We start from the raw sequence: 16207 nt of genomic DNA, 5'->3' as shown, positions 1-16207 counted from the left end.
GCGGTCATGATCCCCTGTCCGGAGATGAACCGCATCAATGGGAATGCGTACGCGTGTGTCAGGACACGACGACGATACACAACGAAACGCGGGACAGCGCGTCTGGTTACCCTTTGATACACGGCGAGCGTTGAGCCCTCCGGCGTGGGTCTTCACAATGCTGACAACGCCGACGCAACGGCCTGCCGAGTAGACGATCATCGTGAAGCCCCGCCTGCCCCACACCCGCCGCGGCCGCATCCTGCTGCTGATCGCCTTCGTCGTCGTGATTGCCGCGATTGTGGCATGGTTCGCCCGCAAGCCTGCCGCCCCGGCCCTGGCGACCACGCCGGTCAGCCGTGGCGACATCGAGCAGACGGTGGAGGCCACCGGTGTGGTCGATGCCTACAAGCTGGTGAGTGTGGGTGCGCAGGCCTCCGGCCAGATCAAGTCGCTGAAGGTGCAGCTGGGCGATACCGTCAAGGAAGGCCAGCTGATCGCCGAGATCGACGCCACCACGCAGCAGAATCAGGTGCTCAACGCCGAAGCCGCACTGGACAACATCCGCGCCCAGCGCGCGGTACAGCAGGCCAGCCTGCGTGAGGCCGAACTGGAGTTCGCCCGTCAGCAGCAGATGCTCGCGGCCGAAGCCACCTCGCGTGCCGAGTACGACGCGGCCGACGCCAGGCTGAAGACCGCACGCGCGCAGATCCAGTCCTACGACGCGCAGATCAAGGGTCGCGAGACCGAACTGGGCACCGCCCGTGCCAACCTGGCCTACACCCGCATCACCGCGCCGATGGACGGCACCGTGGTGGCGGTGGTGGCCGAGGAAGGCCGTACCGTCAATGCCAACCAGACCGCGCCCACCATCGTGATGCTCGCGCGCCTGGATCTGGTCACGGTCAACGCCGAAATCTCCGAGGCGGACGTGGTCAAAATCAAGGCCGGCATGCCGGTGTACTTCACCACGCTGGGCGAGCCGGACCGCAAGTACCACGCCACGCTGCGCCAGATCAATCCGGCGCCGTCCTCCATCGCCAGCGACAATGCATCAAGCTCCAGTTCCTCCAGCTCCAGCTCGAGTACGGCGGTGTACTACAACGCCCTGTTCGACGTGGAGAACCCCGACGGCACGCTGCGCATCGACATGACCGCGCAGGTATCGGTGATGCTCAAGCAGGCCAAGGGCGTCCTCATGATCCCGGCGGTGGCGCTCGGCCCGAAGACCCGCGATGGCCAGTACGTGGTCCGCGTCGCCGACGCCGACGGCATGCCGGCGCCACGCAAGGTGCGGATCGGCATCAACAACGGCGCCAACGCCGAAGTGCTGTCCGGCCTGACCGAGGGCGAAAAGGTCATTGTCGGCGAGGGTGGCGCGGCGGCAGGGGGCAGCAGCGGCGGCGGCCGTGGTGGCCCGCAGATCCGGATGGGTGGGCCGGGCATGGGCGGGCCGCGCCGATGAGCGGTGCCCCGACCGGCGCGCAGCCCACGCGCGCCCCGCTGCTGCGACTGCGCGACCTTCGCCGCGAGTTTCCCGCCGGCGAAGACACCATCGCCGTGCTGCGCGACGTCAACCTGGACATCGATGCGGGCGAGATGGTCGCCATCGTCGGCCAGTCCGGGTCGGGCAAGTCCACGCTGATGAACATCCTCGGCTGCCTGGACCGGCCGACCCGCGGCAGCTACCAGGTGGCGGGCCGCGAAACCGGCAGCATGCTGCCGGACGAGCTGGCCGAGCTGCGCCGCGAGCATTTCGGCTTCATCTTCCAGCGCTACCACCTGCTGGGCGACCTCGATGCGCGCGGCAATGTCGCCGTGCCGGCGGTCTATGCCGGCAGCCCGGGGCCGGTGCGCACCGCGCGCGCCGAGCAGCTTCTGCAGCGCCTCGGTCTCGGCGACCGCATGCACCACAAGCCCGGCCAGCTGTCCGGCGGCCAGCAGCAGCGCGTGTCGATCGCGCGGGCGCTGATGAACGGCGGCGAGGTGATCCTGGCCGACGAACCGACCGGCGCGCTCGATACGCGCTCCGGCGAGGAGGTGATGGCGATCCTCGGCGAGCTGCATGCCGAAGGCCACACCATCATCATCGTCACCCACGACATGTCGGTGGCCGAACACGCGCAGCGCATCATCGAGATCCGCGACGGCGAGATCATCGCCGACCGCGCCAATGCGAACGCCCCCCGTTACCGCGCGCAGCGCCAGCCCACCGTGGATGCCGGCCGCGGCCACAGCTGGCGCGCCGCGCGCGACCGCTTCACCGAAGCGTTCCGGATGGCGCTGCTGGCAATGAACGCGCACCGGTTGCGCACCTTCCTGACCATGCTTGGCATCATCATCGGCATCGCCTCGGTGGTGTCGGTCGTGGCGCTGGGCAACGGCTCGCAGCAGCAGATCCTGCAGAACATCAGCGCGCTGGGCACCAATACCATCGACGTCTATCCCGGTCGCGGCTTCGGCGACATGCGCTCGGCCCGGGTGCAGACGCTCAAGGCCAGCGACGCCGATGCGCTGGCGCGGCAGAGCTACGTGGACAGTGCCACGCCCAGTGTGTCTTCCTCGGTCACCGCCCGGTACCGCAACCAGTCGGCCACCGCCCAGGTCAGCGGCGTGGGTGAGCAGTTCTTCCGGGTCAAGGGCGTGACCCTGGTTGCCGGCAGCTTCTTCGACCGCGATGCGGTACGCGGCCTTGCCCAGGTGGCGGTGATCGACGAAAACACCCGAACCCAGTTCTTCCCCAACGGCGAGGACCCGATCGGCCAGGTGATCCTGCTCGGCAACGTGCCGGCGCGCGTGGTCGGCGTCGCACAGCGGCAGAGCTTCGGCTTCGGTGGCAGCACCAGCCTGAGCGTGTGGGTGCCCTACACCACGGTGATGTCACGCATGCTTGGCCAGAGCCACGTCTCCAGCATCACCGTCCGGGTGGACGACAGCACGCCGATGGATGCCGCCCAGGCAGCCATTTCCAAGCTGCTGGTGATGCGCCACGGCACCGAGGACTTCTTCCTCAGCAACAGCGCCGAAATCCGCCAGACCATCGAGCAGACCACGCGCACCATGACCCTGCTGATCAGTGCCATCGCGGCGATCGCGCTGCTGGTGGGCGGCATCGGGGTGATGAACATCATGCTGGTGTCGGTCACCGAGCGCACCCGTGAAATCGGTGTACGCATGGCAGTGGGCGCGCGCCAGAGCGACATCCGCCAGCAGTTCCTGATCGAAGCGGTGCTGGTCTGCCTGCTCGGCGGCCTGCTTGGCGTGGGGCTGTCGCTGGTGGTGGGCTGGCTGTTCGGCAAGTTCGCTCCCGACTTCCAGATGCTGTTCTCGACCGCGTCCATCGTGGCCGCCTTCGCCTGCTCCAGCCTGATCGGCGTGGCGTTCGGCTTCCTGCCGGCCCGCAGTGCGGCACAACTCGACCCCGTGGAGGCGCTGGCGCGCGAATGACCATGTTCCCGATTCCCCTGATGTCCCGGCGTCCGCTGGCCCTGGCCTGCCTGTCCGCACTGGCGCTGTCTGCCTGTGTCAGCACCGGCCAGTACCGGGTCGACCCGCCGGCGGTGCCGGCCAGCTACGGTCGCGGCGATGCGGCGCGCAACGCGCCGGTGCAGGCTGTCGCCGTGTCACCGGCCGAGGCGGGTGCCGACGTGCGCCGCGACGCCTGGTGGAACGGATTCGGCGATCCGCAGCTGGACGCGGTGATCGCCCGTGCCTTGGCCGCCAACACCGACCTGGCGTCTGCCGGGCTGGCCGTGCAGCGTGCGCGCCTGCAGGCCGGACTGGCCGACAACGCGATGTGGCCGCAACCCTCGGGCAGCGTCGGCAGCAGCGGCAACCGCGCGATCGACCAGTCTGCGGACTGGAACCGCAGCAGTTCGGCCAGTGTCGGGCTGCAGTGGGAGGTTGATCTGTGGGGACGGCTGCGCGCCCAGCGCGACATCGCCCAGTGGGAAGCACAGGCCAGCGCCGAGGACCTGCAGAACACGGCGCTGCTGGTGATCGGCGATGTCGCCACGCAGTACTGGACGCTGGCCTTTCTCAACCAGTCCATCAGCGCCGGTGAGGCCAATCTGGCGCGCCTGCAGCGCACGCTGCAACTGGTGCAGGCCCGCTTCGATGCCGGTGCGGTGTCGCGGTTGGAAGTGCGCCAGGCCAGCCAGAGCCTGGAGGCGCAGCGCGCCGCACAGAGCGCGCTGGAACAGCAGCGCGTGGCCACCCGCAACGCGTTGACCGTGCTGCTCGATGGCCAGCCGTTGGCCCTGGCCGACGAACCCCGCCAGCTGGAGCGTGCCACCAGCCCGGCCATCGCCGAAGGCCTGCCGGCCGATCTGCTCGGTCGCCGGCCTGACCTGCGCGCGGCCGAACTGCGCCTGCGCAACAGCCTGAAGACCATCAAGGTGACCGCCACCCGGTACTACCCGGCGCTGAGCCTGACCGGCAGCGTCGGTACCGGCGCCACCTCGCTGTCGGACGTGTTGAAGCATCCGGTGGCCACGCTCGGTGCCGGGCTGTCGCTGCCGTTCCTCAATGTGCGCCAGGCCGAGTTGGACACCCGATTGGCCGGTACCGATTACCAGATCGCCGCCAACGACTTCCGCCGCACGCTGTACACCGCACTGTCGGAAGTGGACAACGCCCTCTCGGCACGCACGCAGTTCGCCACGCAGGTCGCGGCGTCGCAGGCGTCGTATGACGAAGCGGTGGAAATCGAGCGGATGTACGAGGTGCGCTACCGGGTCGGTGCGACCGACCTGCGCACCTGGCTGGAAGCGCAGCAGACCCGGCGCGATGCGGAGCTGTCGCTGGCGTCGGTGAGGCAGCGGCAGTTGATCAACGATGTCACCTTGTTCAAGGCATTGGGCGGCAGCGCAGGCTGATGCCCGCCGCGCGTCCCCATGTAGCGCCGACCGTTGGGCGGCTGCCGCGCCGCGCGCGGCCGCGTCGAAACGGGCGGCGCGCAGGCGGATCGGATGTCACGACGCCGGAACGAAGGGCGGCCGACCAACGGTCGGCTCCACAGCCCGCCCGCGCGCGGATTACAGACCGCGCTGGCGCACGGCCTCGAACAGGCTGACCCCGGTGGCGACGGAGACATTCAGGCTCTCGATGTCGCCCGGCATCGGGATCTTGACCAGGCCGTCGCAGTTCTCGCGGGTCAGGCGACGCAGACCATCGGCCTCACCGCCCAGCACCAGCGCCACGTTGCCCTTGAGGTCGATCGCATACAGCGATTCGGTGGCTTCGCCGGCCAGGCCGTAGATCCACACGCCCAGCTTCTGCAGGTCCTTCAGGCAGCGCGACAGGTTGGTCACGGCCACCACCGGGATGCGGTCGGCGGCACCGGCCGAGGTCTTGCGCACGGTGGCGTTCACCGTGGCCGACTTGTCCTTGGGGATGATCACCGCAGTGGCACCGGCCGCCGCTGCGCTGCGCAGGCAGGCACCGAGGTTGTGCGGGTCCTGCACCTCGTCGAGGATCAGCAGCAGGGCCTTGCCCTCGGCCGCTTCGACCAGCCCTTCCAGCTCGTTCTCGCCCCAGGTGCGTGCAGCCTGGTAACGCGCGGCCACGCCCTGGTGACGCACCGAACCCCCCACGCCGTCCAGCGCCTGGGTGTTCACCTTGCGCACGTCGATGCCCTTGCGCCGCGCGTTCTCTTCGATCTCGGTCAGACGCGGGTTCTTCGCGCCGGCCTCGATCAGGACCTCGCGGACGTTCTCGGCATCGTTCTCAATCGAGGACGCGACGGCGTTGACGCCGACAATCCACTGGCTTTGCTTGCTCATTGCGGGGGGCGGGACCGGAAAGGGGGTGGTAATGGTAGAGCATCGGCGGCGGCCCCGCCTCACGCGGCGGGCGGAGGCCAGTCACCGGTGTCGTGGTCGGGATGCTGGTGGGAGACCAGGTGCAGCAGGTAGACCGCCTCCGGGTCGTCTTCGTCGCGGATGGCGCTGAGCCGGTCCAGGGCATCCACGAACGGCAGTTTGGCGTCGATACCGTACTGGACCGTGGGCGGCAGGCGCGCGGGCGTATCGAAGGCGCCTGCGGCGATCGCCATCCCGTTGGGGGCCTCGTAGGTCAGCGGGGTGCCGCAGTCCGCGCAGAATCCTCGCTTGACCAGATTGGAGGAGGCGAAGCGGCGCGGTTCCCCGCGCGTCCAGGCGAATGCCACCCCGCGCACCGAGACCAGGGGCGCATAGTAGGCCCCGAACGCCTTCTGGCACATCCGGCAATGGCAGATCGAGCTGTCGGTCAGCTCACCGCGGACGTGAAAACGCACCGCACCGCATTGGCAGCCGCCGCTGTATTCGGGAAGGGTAGTCATGGGGCCCGTCCGTTCCGGGGTGACGGAGGGCCGGCCAGCGGCCGGCACTCCGGTTCAGTACGCCTGCTTCCGGCGCTTGGCCGGCTGGCCACGTGGGGGCAGCGCCGGGACCTCGTCGTCCTTTTCCTCGACCAGACGGAAGTCGATCTTGCGCTCTTCCATGCTGGCCTTCAGTACCAGGATGCGGACCCGGTCACCCAGGCGGTAGGCCTTGCCCCGGCGCTCGCCGCTGAGGGTTTTGCGCACCGCATCGAACTGGTAGTAGTCATGCGGGAGCTGGGTGACGTGGACCAGGCCGTTGACCTTGGACTCGTCCAGTTCCACGAACAGCCCGAAGCTGGTCACGCCACTGATGACGCCGTCGAACTGGCCGCCCACGTGCTTCTCCATCCAGGCCGCCCGGTAACGCTCGTCGACCTCGCGCTCGGCCTCGTCGGCGCGGCGTTCGCGTTCGGAGCACTGCAGCGCCAGCGCCGCCATCTCGCGCGCGGAATAGGTGTACTTGTCGAGCGAACCGCCGCTGAGCGCGTACTTGATCGCACGGTGCACCAGCAGGTCGGGATAGCGACGGATCGGCGAGGTGAAGTGCGCGTAGGCGTCCAGCGCCAGGCCGAAGTGGCCCTGGTTGTCCGGCGAATACACCGCCAGGCTCTGGCTGCGCAGCAGCACCGATTCCAGCAGTGCCGCGTCGGGGCGCTCGCGCACCTTCTTGAGCAGCTTGGTGTAATCGCCCGGCTGCACCTTCGACCACGGCGGCAGGCTCAGCTTGAATTCCTTCAGGAACTCCAGCAGATCATCGTACTTGGCTTCCGGCGGCTTGGCGTGATCGCGGAACGGCGCCGGCACGTGCTTGCTGAGCAGGTAGCGCGCCGCCTGCACATTGGCCGCGATCATGCATTCTTCGATCAGCTTGTGCGCGTCGTTGCGCACCAGCATGCCGGCCTGGGTGACTTCACCGGTGTTGTCCAGCACGAAGCGCACTTCGGAGGACTCGAACTCGATCGCGCCACGGCGCGTGCGCGCCTTGGCCAGCACTTTGTACAGCTGGTGCAGACGCTCGACCTGCGGCAGCACCGCGGCGATCTGGTTGCGCACCGCCACGTCGTTCTCGCCTACCGCCTGCCAGACCTGGGTATAGGTCAGGCGCGCGTGCGAATTCATCACCGCCTCGTAGAAGCGCGAGTGGATCACCTCGCCCTCGCGGTTCACCTGCATGTCGCAGACGAAGCACATGCGGTCGACCTTGGGCATCAGCGAACAGATGCCGTTGGAGAGGGTCTCCGGCAGCATCGGCACCACGAACCCCGGGAAGTACACCGAGGTGGCGCGCTTCTGCGCTTCGTCGTCGAGCGGCGTGCCCGGCCGCACGTAGTTGGACACGTCCGCGATCGCCACGACGAGACGGAAGCCCTCGGCATTCGGTTCGCAGTACACCGCGTCGTCGAAGTCCTTGGCATCTTCGCCATCGATGGTCACCAGCGGCGTGCTGCGCAGGTCGACGCGACCGCCGATCATCGACGGTTCCACCACCAGCGGCACGGCGGAGGCTTCGTTCAGCACCTCCTGCGGGAACTCGAACGGCAGCTCGTGGCCGTGGATGGCGGTTTCCACGATCAGCGAGGCGGTCAGCTTGTCACCAAGCACCGCGATGATGCGGCCGATCGGCGGGCGCCGGGTATCGGGCGCCTGGGTCAGTTCGCAGACGACCAGCTGGCCATCACGCGCATCGCCGGTCTGGTCCGGCGGAATCTGCACATTGCGCTGCACCCGCTTGTCATCGGGCACCACATAGCTGATGCCGAACTCGATGCTGAAACGGCCGATCAGGCGGGTCATGCCGCGCTCGAGCACGCGGGCGATGCTGCCTTCGCGACGGCCGCGGCGGTCGATGCCGGTGACGTTGGCGAGCACACGGTCCCCGTGCATCACCTTGCGCATTTCATACGGCGGCAGGAACAGGTCGTCGCCGCCCTCCACCGGACGCAGGAAGCCGAAGCCTTCCGGGTTGGCGATGACCACACCGGTGATCAGGTTGGTGGCCTGCACCGGCGCGAAGCCGCCGCGGCGGTTCTGCACCAGCTGGCCATCGCGCACCATCGCGCCCAGGCGCTTGCCCAGCGCGTCGGCCCGATCCGGTTCGGTCAGTCCCAGATGGACGCCAATCTCATCGGCGGTCTGCGGGCCATCGCAGCGGTCGAGCAGCTGCAGGATCGCCTCGCGGCTGGCGATGGGCTGGGCGTAACGCTCGGCCTCACGCGCGGCAAACGGGTCCTGCACGGTCATATCGCCCGCGCCCGGCAACGGGCGGCGGCGGGTGGCGTCCTTGGCGGCGGCGCGGGTACCGGGGCGCGGCGCGGCGGGCGCAGTCAGAGATTCGGGCATCCAGGGTGGCAGCTTGCCGGGCTTCTTCTTCGCGGCAGCGCGGGGCTTGCCCGACGGACCGGACGCCTGCTTGGGCGCCGGGGACTTGGGGGCTTTCGCGCCCCGGGTCGGTTTCTTTGGTTTCATTGGCCTCCATCTTAACCGCTGGCGGTGTGCAGAACCGGTCATGGCATGCGCACATGCAGCTTTGTGAAGAATTGTCGAAAAACCGTTGACAAGCGCCGATGGCATCTTCACAATTCGCCCCCTGAGTCGCCCAGGTGGCGGAATTGGTAGACGCACTAGCTTCAGGTGCTAGCGGGGGCAACTTCGTGGAGGTTCGAGTCCTCTCCTGGGCACCATGACTCAGACAATGATCAAACCCGCGCAAGCGGGTTTTTTCATGTCCGGGGTACGTCCGGCGTAGCCCGGGTGGATCAGGTGTCCGGGTCGTAGTAGCGGCGCGACAGCCCTGCCCGCCCCGGAAAGTGCTTGAACCAAGGCCGCGCGGCGTCGATCACCGCCGCCACAGGTGCATGCGCCATCAACCGCTCCACATAGGCGGACAGCGCGGTATGTGACGCAGGCAACGGCACGTAGGCCACTGCATAGAACAGCGCCGGCGCTGCGGCGCAATCGGCCAGGCTGAAGCTGTCGCCCGCCAACCACTGACGCCCACCCAACTGCCGGTCCAACACCGCATAGGTGTTCAGCAGCATCGCGCGGGCGGCGGCGTCCGCGGCTCCGCCTCCATCGCCCGACGGCTGCAGCAGGGCGGCAGTCAGTGCCTGCATCGGCGCCATCACGTACAGATCGCAGACCCGGTCCCAGAAGCGCACCTCCAGCGCCTGTGCCGGGTCCTGCGGAATCAGCAGCGCCCCTTGGGCGGCATGATGGCACTGCAGGTACTCGATGATGATGCTGGTCTCGCCGATGCACGTGTCCTGCTTCACCAGCAGCGGCATCTTGCCGAGTGGCCACAGCGTCCGGAACGCCTCGCGCTCGACCGGGTCGCCCAGGTTCAACAGCCGCGCATCCAGCGATGCGCCCAGTACGCGCGCGGCGATCAGCACTTTCTGGCAGCACGACGACAGGGGATGAAAATGCAGGATCGGGTTCGGCATGGGAACGCCTTGCTGCAGGGTGGGGCCAGTATTTTCAGTGTCGGCTGCCCCGGTCAAACCGCGCCCCACCCGCCAGCGCGACCGGGACCGCACGGCGCGTCACAAAGCGTTGACAGTCTTCAACGGCTTCCGCATAATTCGCGTCCTGAGTCGCCCAGGTGGCGGAATTGGTAGACGCACTAGCTTCAGGTGCTAGCGGGGGCAACTCCGTGGAGGTTCGAGTCCTCTCCTGGGCACCATGACTCAGAACATGATCAAACCCGCGCAAGCGGGTTTTTTCGTTTCCGGCGTTCGATGACACCCGCTTCGCAGGACGCCTGCATCACGCGACATGCAACGCGATGTCGCGGCGACAAGCGAGCAACGCCACGTCGTGCGAAATGCTGTTGACACATTCCCGGTTCTCCCGCAGAATTCTCCTCCTGAGTCGCCCAGGTGGCGGAATTGGTAGACGCACTAGCTTCAGGTGCTAGCGGGGGCAACTTCGTGGAGGTTCGAGTCCTCTCCTGGGCACCATGACTCAGACAATGATCAAACCCGCGCAAGCGGGTTTTTTCATGCCTGCCGGTTTCTGCCGCCGCGCGTGGCTCGGCATAGAAAAAACCCCGCTCTTCAGCGGGGTTTTTTGTTTCATCAGGTCACGCCGTCAATGTCCGCCGGCAGAGGCCGCGCCGGCCCCTGCGCCGAACGGCGGCTTGGCCAGCCACAGGAACGCGATGATGGCCAGGAAGATCCAGCCCAGCAGGAAGAAGATGTCGTTGAAGCCCATCTGCGATGCCTGGTGGTTGATCATGGTGTTGAGCACGGCGGCGCCATGCTGCAGGTCGCCCTGCCCCATCGCGGTCACCTGGTCCTGCATGCCCGGCGTGTAGCCGGACACATGCTCGGTGAGGTGCGCATGGTGCTCCTGGGTGCGCCGCGCCCACAGCCACGTCGTCAACGACGCCGCGAAACTGCCGCCCAGCGTGCGCAGGAACGTGGCCAGGCCGGAACCGGCCGCGATCTCGCGCCCGTCCAGATCCGACAGCAGGATCTGCAGCACCGGCATGAAGAACAGCGCCACACCGATACCCATGATCAGCTGGATGCCGGCCACATGGCCGAAGTCCACCTGCAGGTTGAAACCCGAACGCAGGAAGCTGGTGAAAGACAGGAACACGAAGGCGATGGTGGCCAGCATGCGCATGTCGAACCGCGACGCGTACTTGCCCACGAACGGGGTCATGATCACCGGCAGCACGCCGATTGGCGCGGTCGCCAGGCCCGCCCAGATCGCCGTATAGCCCATGTCGCGCTGCAGCCACTGCGGGATCAGCAGTGCCACGCTGAAGAACGCGGCATAGGCCACCACCATCGCCAGCGTGCCGGCGCGGAAGTTGCGGTGCCGGAACAGGCGCAGATCCACGATGGGATCCTTGTCGGTCAGTTCCCAGATCAGGAACACCGCCAGGGCCACCACCGACACGCAGGCCAGCACCACGATCTTGCCCGAGCTGAACCAGTCCTCGTCGTTGCCGAGGTCCAGCACCAGCTGCAGCGCACCCACGCCGATGACCAGTGTGATCAGGCCGACGTAGTCCATCTTCGGCTTCTCGGTGTGCTCCGGCCGGCCCTTGAGCTGGCTGCCCACCACCAGCGCGGCGAAGATGCCCAGCGGCACGTTGATCAGGAAGATCCACTCCCAGCTGTAGTTGTCGGTGATCCAGCCGCCCAGGATCGGGCCGGCGATCGGCGCCACCACGGTGATCATCGCCAGCAGCGCCAGCGCCTGCCCGCGCTTCTCGCGCGGGTACAGCGACACCAGCAGGCTCTGGGTGATCGGGTACATCGGACCCGCCACAAAGCCCTGGATCGCACGCGACACGACCAGCATGCCCATGCTCTGCGCCAGGCCGCACAGCAGCGAGGCCAGCGTGAAGGCCAGCGTGGCCCAGACGAACAGTTTGGTCTCGCCGAAGCGACGGCTCAGAAAGCCGGTCAGCGGCAGCGCGATCGCGGTACTGACCGCGAACGAGGTGATCACCCACGTCGCCTGCTGCGAACTGGCGCCGAGGTTGCCGGCGATGGTCGGCAGCGACACGTTGGCGATGGTGGTGTCGAGCACCTGCATGAACGAGGCCATCGCCAGGCCGGCGGTACACAGGGCGACGTTGGCCGGCTTGAAGCCGGCGGTCGTCCCTGGCGCACCCGGCATACCGGGCGCGGCGGGAGCTTGTGCGGACATGATGGCCTCAGCTTGCCTTGGCCTGCTGCGGCAGGTTGCTCTGGATGATCTGGTGGATCACGTCGTCGGCGCTGTGCAGCTGCTTTGCGTAGACGTCGGTGTCGAACACCTGGCCCTTGGCGGTTTCGGTCGGCAGCACGGTGCCCTTCTGGTCGCGCAGGCTCACTTCAGCCTTGATCGACAGGCCGATGCGCAGCGGGTGCTCGGCCAGCTGCTTGGCGTCGATGGCGATGCGCACCGGCACGCGCTGCACGATCTTGATCCAGTTGCCGCTGGCGTTCTGCGCCGGCAGCAGCGAGAACGCCGAGCCGGTGCCCAGGCCCAGGCTGTCGATGCGGCCCTTGTAGGTCACATCACCGCCGTACAGATCCGAGCGCAGCTCCACTTCCTGGCCCAGGCGCATGTGGCGCAGCTGGGTCTCCTTGAAGTTGGCCTCTACCCACATCTGTTCGGTCGGCACCACGGCCATCAGCGCAGTGCCCGGCTGCACGCGCTGGCCGACCTGTACCGAACGACGGGCAACATAGCCGGCCACCGGCGCGACGATGCCGGCGCGGGCATTGTTGAGGTAGGCCTGGCGCAGCTGCGCGGCGGCCGCCTGCACGTCCGGCTGCGTGGCGATCACGGTGTCGTCAACGAGTGCGCTGCTGCGTTCGAAGGTCTCGCGCGAACCGGCGACCGCGGCCTCGGCAGCGGCCAGTTCGGTGCGGGCATGCGCCAGCTCTTCGTTGGAGATCGCACCGGTGGCGGCCAGGTTCCTGCGGCGATTGAAGTCCTCGCGCACACGATTGAGCGTGACCTGGCGGGCATTCAACTCGGCCTGCGCGCCCTCGACGCTGCGGTACAGGCCGCGCACCTGGCGGACCGTCCGGGCGAGGTTGGCTTCGGCCTGCTGCAGCGCCACTTCGGTGTCGGCCGGATCCAGCTGTACCAGCAGCTGGCCACGCGCCACGCGCATGCCGTCATCGGCGTTGATCGCCACGACGGTGCCGCTGATCAGCGGGGTGATCTGCACCTGGTTGCCCTGCACGTAGGCATCGTCGGTTTCCTCGAACCAGCGGCCGAACATGAAGTACCACAGGGCCAGCGCGGCCAGCAGCAGCACCACGATGACCAGCAGGCCGCGCAGCAGCTTGCCGCGACGGGAGGGAGCTGCGTTCTCGGCAGCGGGGGCGGAGGTCTGACTCATGGGATGACTCTCAGGAATGCGAGGATTCGGGGGTGGCGGCAACCGTGGCGGTGTCGCTGGACGGGATGAAACCGCCGCCCAGCGCCTGGCTCAGTCGCACCGAAACAAGGATCTGACGCGACTGCAGCTCGGCCAGGCGCTGCTGGGACACCAGCAGCTGCTCTTCCACGCTGAGTACGTCCAGGTAACTGCCGATGCCAGCGCGGTAGCGCTGTTCGGCCAGGTCGTGGGCGGCCCGCGCGGTGCTCACCGCCTGGGCCTGCGCGGCGGCCTGGTCGGCCAGCGAACGCACCGCATTGACCTGGTCGGCGACATCGCGCAGCGCGTTGACCACCGACTGGTTGTAATCGGCCACGGCCAGGTCGTACTGCGCGTCGGTCTTGTCCAGGTTGGCGCGCAGGCGGCCACCGTCGAAGATCGGCAGGCTCAGCGCCGGGCCCAGGAAGGCGAAGGTCGAACCGCTCTTGAGCAGTTGGTCGACCTCGCTGGACACCACCCCGCCGAGCGCGGTGAGGTCCAGGCTGGGATAGAACTGCGCCTTGGCCGCGTGGATCCCGCGCTGGGCTGCTTCCACGCGCCAGCGCGCGGCGACGATGTCCGGGCGACGGCCGAGCAGTTCGCTGGGCAGCACGCCCGGGAGCTGCAGCGCGAGCGGGTTGAGCACCTGCGGGCGTTCGATCTGCAGGCCGCGGTCCGGGCCCTGCCCGACCAGCGCGGCCAGCGCGGTGCGCGCTTCGTCGATCTGCTGCTGCGCGGCCTGCCGCTGCTGCTGCGCGGCCGGGATGCGGGCTTCGGCCTGGCGGGTCTGCAGGTCGCTGTCGATGCCGGCGGCGCGCCGCTGACGGGTCAGGTCCAGGGTCTTCTGCGCCCGTACCAGTTCTTCGCTGGCCACATCATGCAACTGCCATGCGTAGCCCAACTGCGCATACGCTTCGGCAATCGCCGCCGAGAGGTTCAGGCGCGCGGCCTGCGCGTCCACTGCGGCGGCGTGGCCGCTGTCCACGGCCGCTTCCCACGCCGCGCGCTTGCCACCCCAGAGGTCGATGCCATAGCTGACGCTGAGGTAGGCCTGGCCACTGCCGGCATAGCTGCCGCCAAGCTCATCGCCCACCATCGATTCGGGCAGGCGCACACCGGTGTAGCCGCCGGAGGCGGACACGCTCGGCAGGCGGTCGGCACGGGCGGTGCCGATCTGGGCGCGGGCCTGGCGCAGGCGCGCATCGGCGGCGTCCAGACCCGGGTTGCGCTGCAGGCCTTCAGCGATCAGGGCGTCGAGCTGGGGGTCGCCCAGCGCACGCCACCAGTCGGTGGACGGCCAGCCCGGCTGGCTCAGCCCGGGGTTGGCCAGGGTGCGCTGGGTCTGCAGGCTGTCGGCGTCGAGCAGCATGGCCTTGGGTTCCAGGCCGCCGGTGCTGGCACACGCGGCCAGCGCCAGCGCCAGCACGGACAGCAGCACCGGCCGCAGCGGGCGCAGTGACGAGGGGCGATCAGAGGGGAGAGTCATGGCGAATTGAGGGAGTCACGTACACGGGTCATGAGGGAATGCAGCTGCGCGCGCTCGTCCTGGGACAGGTCGCGCATGGCGTCGTTCATCGTCTGGTCGCCGCGCTGCTTCAGCCGGGCCCACAACTGGCGGCCTTCGTCGGTCAACACGATCTGCAGCGCCCGACGGTCCTGGGCATGCGGCTCGCGCCGCACGCAGCCCATCGCTTCGAGCTTGTCCAGCAGCCGGGTAACGGCGCTGGGCACCTGGTCCAGGGCCTGGGCCAGTTCGTTGGCGGTGCACGGCGCGCGCGCCGAGAGCACCTTCAGGCCCAGGTAGTGGGTGAACCCGATGCCGAGGTTTTCTTCGGCCATCGACGTGTCCAGCTGACGGACCAGGCCGTCGCGCACCTGGCGCAACAGCAGTCCGAAGCTGGGAGGCGTGGTTTCGGGACAGATCATGGTGAGCATTCTCTTCCAAAAATTATATTTCTCAATGGAAATATTCGATCTGGAACCAAATGCTGTGTTGCAGCACACAGAACAATGGAGGAACGCCACCTTAATAGCGCCCGACACTGGCCCGGTATTACAATATAGCCAATGAATGACACATTCCGGCCAGCACCCGACCCCGTCGCCGCCCAGATGATCCGCAACAACGTGCTCGACTGGTTCGAGCGCGACGATGGGCTGGGCGTGCTCGGCTTCCGGGTCGAGAGCGCCAACGGGCTGGAGCGCGAGATCGACTGGCACCAGCATCGGCGCGGCCAGTTGATCAGCGTGGAGGCCGGCCTGCTCAACATCCGCACCCGGCACGGAAACTGGTCGCTGCCGCCCGGCTGCGCGGGCTGGATGCCCCCGGCCGAACCCCACACGGTGGACATCTGCGGCCCGCTGCGGGGCTGGGGCGTGATCATCAGTGCCGGGCTGACCCGCGAACTGCCCGATGAACCCTGCGTGGTCGCCATCTCCGACCTGTTGCAGGCGCTGGCGCTGCGTGTCACCGAATGGCCCCCTGCCGAGACGGCCAGCCCGCGCCAGCAGCACATGATCGAGGTCCTGCTGGACGAACTGCGGCATGCCCCGCGCCAGCGCATGCATCTGCCGATGCCGCAGGACCGGCGGCTGCTGCGGATCGCCTCGCAGCTGATCGCCAACCCGGCAGACGGCCGCAGCCTGGAGCAGTGGGCGCGGTGGGCGGGGCTGTCGCCGCGTACACTGACCCGGCACTTCCGCGACGAAACCACCCTCAGCTTCGCCCAGTGGCGCCAGCAGGCGCGCCTGGCCGAGGGCCTGCGCCGCCTTTCCGACGGCCAGGGGGTGTCCGACATCGCCCACGAACTGGGGTTCAGCAGCCCCAGCGCCTTCGTCACGGTGTTCCGCCGCCACTTCGGCTGCCCGCCCGGGCGCTATCTGGCGCGCAACGGACAGCCACTGAACCCATCACGCGGCTTGGCATCCCCGGCCGCATCCGGATAATCGTCCGCCTGCGAGGGCGACAGCCGTCGCCGTCCCTTGCCACA

Annotated in this window: 12 protein-coding genes and 3 tRNA genes; 7 read left to right on the top strand and 8 right to left on the bottom strand. The window is 68.0% G+C overall.

Annotated features, from left to right (window positions below):
* Positions 1-202: 202 nt before the first annotated feature.
* Genes ACPEH8_RS01270 through ACPEH8_RS01260 form a run of 3 tightly spaced genes read left to right on the top strand, consistent with a single transcriptional unit; the run spans position 203 to position 4856 of the window.
* Positions 203-1444 carry an efflux RND transporter periplasmic adaptor subunit gene (locus ACPEH8_RS01270; protein ID WP_312710449.1) on the top strand — a complete coding sequence of 414 codons (1242 nt, stop codon included), beginning with the start codon at positions 203-205 and terminating at the stop codon, positions 1442-1444.
* Positions 1441-3426 carry a MacB family efflux pump subunit gene (locus ACPEH8_RS01265; protein WP_136004219.1) on the top strand — a complete coding sequence of 662 codons (1986 nt, stop codon included), beginning with the start codon at positions 1441-1443 and terminating at the stop codon, positions 3424-3426. The genes ACPEH8_RS01270 and ACPEH8_RS01265 overlap by 4 nt, the downstream gene beginning before the upstream one ends.
* On the top strand, positions 3423-4856 hold the full coding sequence (locus ACPEH8_RS01260; RefSeq protein WP_423665849.1) for an efflux transporter outer membrane subunit: 1434 nt from the start codon (positions 3423-3425) through the stop codon (positions 4854-4856). The genes ACPEH8_RS01265 and ACPEH8_RS01260 overlap by 4 nt, the downstream gene beginning before the upstream one ends.
* Positions 4857-5015: 159 nt before the next feature.
* Here ACPEH8_RS01260 and rlmB read toward each other — a convergent pair whose 3' ends face one another.
* From rlmB to rnr, 3 genes are read right to left on the bottom strand one after another with little or no spacing between them, the layout of a single operon-like run.
* A complete protein-coding gene (gene rlmB / locus ACPEH8_RS01255; RefSeq protein ID WP_017357418.1) occupies positions 5016-5762 on the bottom strand; it encodes a 23S rRNA (guanosine(2251)-2'-O)-methyltransferase RlmB in 747 nt (248 codons plus the stop codon).
* A 59-nt stretch (positions 5763-5821) separates the two neighbouring features.
* Positions 5822-6301, bottom strand: coding sequence for a GFA family protein (locus ACPEH8_RS01250; RefSeq protein WP_153164411.1), 480 nt, complete (start codon positions 6299-6301; stop codon positions 5822-5824).
* Positions 6302-6355: 54 nt separating this feature from the next.
* Positions 6356-8809: a ribonuclease R gene (rnr, locus tag ACPEH8_RS01245; RefSeq protein WP_136004224.1), complete on the bottom strand. Its 2454-nt coding sequence runs from the start codon at positions 8807-8809 to the stop codon at positions 6356-6358.
* Between the two features lie 128 nt (positions 8810-8937).
* On the opposite strand from rnr, the gene ACPEH8_RS01240 reads away from it, so the two are divergent.
* A tRNA-Leu gene (locus ACPEH8_RS01240) sits at positions 8938-9024 on the top strand.
* Positions 9025-9099: 75 nt separating this feature from the next.
* Here ACPEH8_RS01240 and ACPEH8_RS01235 read toward each other — a convergent pair.
* Entirely contained in the window at positions 9100-9786 is a 687-nt protein-coding gene (locus ACPEH8_RS01235; protein ID WP_423665847.1) for a glutathione S-transferase family protein, read from the bottom strand.
* A 152-nt stretch (positions 9787-9938) separates the two neighbouring features.
* Here ACPEH8_RS01235 and ACPEH8_RS01230 point away from each other — a divergent pair.
* Together ACPEH8_RS01230 and ACPEH8_RS01225 are read left to right on the top strand one after the other, a co-directional pair.
* A tRNA-Leu gene (locus tag ACPEH8_RS01230) sits at positions 9939-10025 on the top strand.
* A gap of 190 nt (positions 10026-10215) precedes the next feature.
* A tRNA-Leu gene (locus ACPEH8_RS01225) sits at positions 10216-10302 on the top strand.
* A 130-nt stretch (positions 10303-10432) separates the two neighbouring features.
* On the opposite strand, the gene ACPEH8_RS01220 is transcribed toward ACPEH8_RS01225, so the two are convergent.
* From ACPEH8_RS01220 to ACPEH8_RS01205, 4 genes are read right to left on the bottom strand one after another with little or no spacing between them, the layout of a single operon-like run.
* Complete coding sequence (locus tag ACPEH8_RS01220; RefSeq protein WP_287253195.1) at positions 10433-12010, bottom strand: DHA2 family efflux MFS transporter permease subunit; 1578 nt, start codon at positions 12008-12010, stop codon at positions 10433-10435.
* Between the two features lie 7 nt (positions 12011-12017).
* Positions 12018-13199, bottom strand: a complete 1182-nt coding sequence (gene emrA / locus ACPEH8_RS01215) for a multidrug efflux MFS transporter periplasmic adaptor subunit EmrA (RefSeq protein WP_017355816.1) — start codon at positions 13197-13199, stop codon at positions 12018-12020.
* A 10-nt stretch (positions 13200-13209) separates the two neighbouring features.
* A complete protein-coding gene (locus tag ACPEH8_RS01210; protein ID WP_423665845.1) occupies positions 13210-14703 on the bottom strand; it encodes an efflux transporter outer membrane subunit in 1494 nt (497 codons plus the stop codon).
* Positions 14700-15143 (bottom strand): MarR family winged helix-turn-helix transcriptional regulator, encoded by a 444-nt coding sequence (locus ACPEH8_RS01205; protein ID WP_026070989.1) that lies wholly within the window; start codon positions 15141-15143, stop codon positions 14700-14702. The genes ACPEH8_RS01210 and ACPEH8_RS01205 overlap by 4 nt, the downstream gene beginning before the upstream one ends.
* Positions 15144-15284: 141 nt before the next feature.
* Here ACPEH8_RS01205 and ACPEH8_RS01200 point away from each other — a divergent pair, with 141 nt between their 5' ends.
* The gene (locus tag ACPEH8_RS01200; RefSeq protein WP_262071615.1) at positions 15285-16163 is read left to right on the top strand and encodes a helix-turn-helix domain-containing protein; all 879 of its coding nucleotides are present in this window, start codon (positions 15285-15287) and stop codon (positions 16161-16163) included.
* Positions 16164-16207 lie beyond the last annotated feature (44 nt).

The sequence above is a fragment of the Stenotrophomonas sp. NPDC077461 genome (assembly GCF_049545475.1).
Lineage (GTDB): Bacteria > Pseudomonadota > Gammaproteobacteria > Xanthomonadales > Xanthomonadaceae > Stenotrophomonas > Stenotrophomonas nematodicola.
The sequence above is the reverse complement of the archived record's forward strand: the minus strand, read 5'-3'. Positions and strand labels throughout refer to the sequence as shown.

Excerpts from the sequence above, each read along its gene's own strand:
- ACPEH8_RS01260 (WP_423665849.1), top strand. The coding sequence starts at position 3,423 with ATGACCATGTTCCCGATTCCCCTGATGTCCCGGCGTCCGCTGGCCCTG.
- ACPEH8_RS01220 (WP_287253195.1), bottom strand. The coding sequence starts at position 12,010 with ATGTCCGCACAAGCTCCCGCCGCGCCCGGTATGCCGGGTGCGCCAGGG.
- ACPEH8_RS01250 (WP_153164411.1), bottom strand. The coding sequence starts at position 6,301 with ATGACTACCCTTCCCGAATACAGCGGCGGCTGCCAATGCGGTGCGGTG.
- ACPEH8_RS01200 (WP_262071615.1), top strand. The coding sequence starts at position 15,285 with ATGAATGACACATTCCGGCCAGCACCCGACCCCGTCGCCGCCCAGATG.
- ACPEH8_RS01210 (WP_423665845.1), bottom strand. The coding sequence starts at position 14,703 with ATGACTCTCCCCTCTGATCGCCCCTCGTCACTGCGCCCGCTGCGGCCG.
- ACPEH8_RS01235 (WP_423665847.1), bottom strand. The coding sequence starts at position 9,786 with ATGCCGAACCCGATCCTGCATTTTCATCCCCTGTCGTCGTGCTGCCAG.
- ACPEH8_RS01265 (WP_136004219.1), top strand. The coding sequence starts at position 1,441 with ATGAGCGGTGCCCCGACCGGCGCGCAGCCCACGCGCGCCCCGCTGCTG.
- ACPEH8_RS01205 (WP_026070989.1), bottom strand. The coding sequence starts at position 15,143 with ATGATCTGTCCCGAAACCACGCCTCCCAGCTTCGGACTGCTGTTGCGC.
- emrA (WP_017355816.1), bottom strand. The coding sequence starts at position 13,199 with ATGAGTCAGACCTCCGCCCCCGCTGCCGAGAACGCAGCTCCCTCCCGT.
- rlmB (WP_017357418.1), bottom strand. The coding sequence starts at position 5,762 with ATGAGCAAGCAAAGCCAGTGGATTGTCGGCGTCAACGCCGTCGCGTCC.
- rnr (WP_136004224.1), bottom strand. The coding sequence starts at position 8,809 with ATGAAACCAAAGAAACCGACCCGGGGCGCGAAAGCCCCCAAGTCCCCG.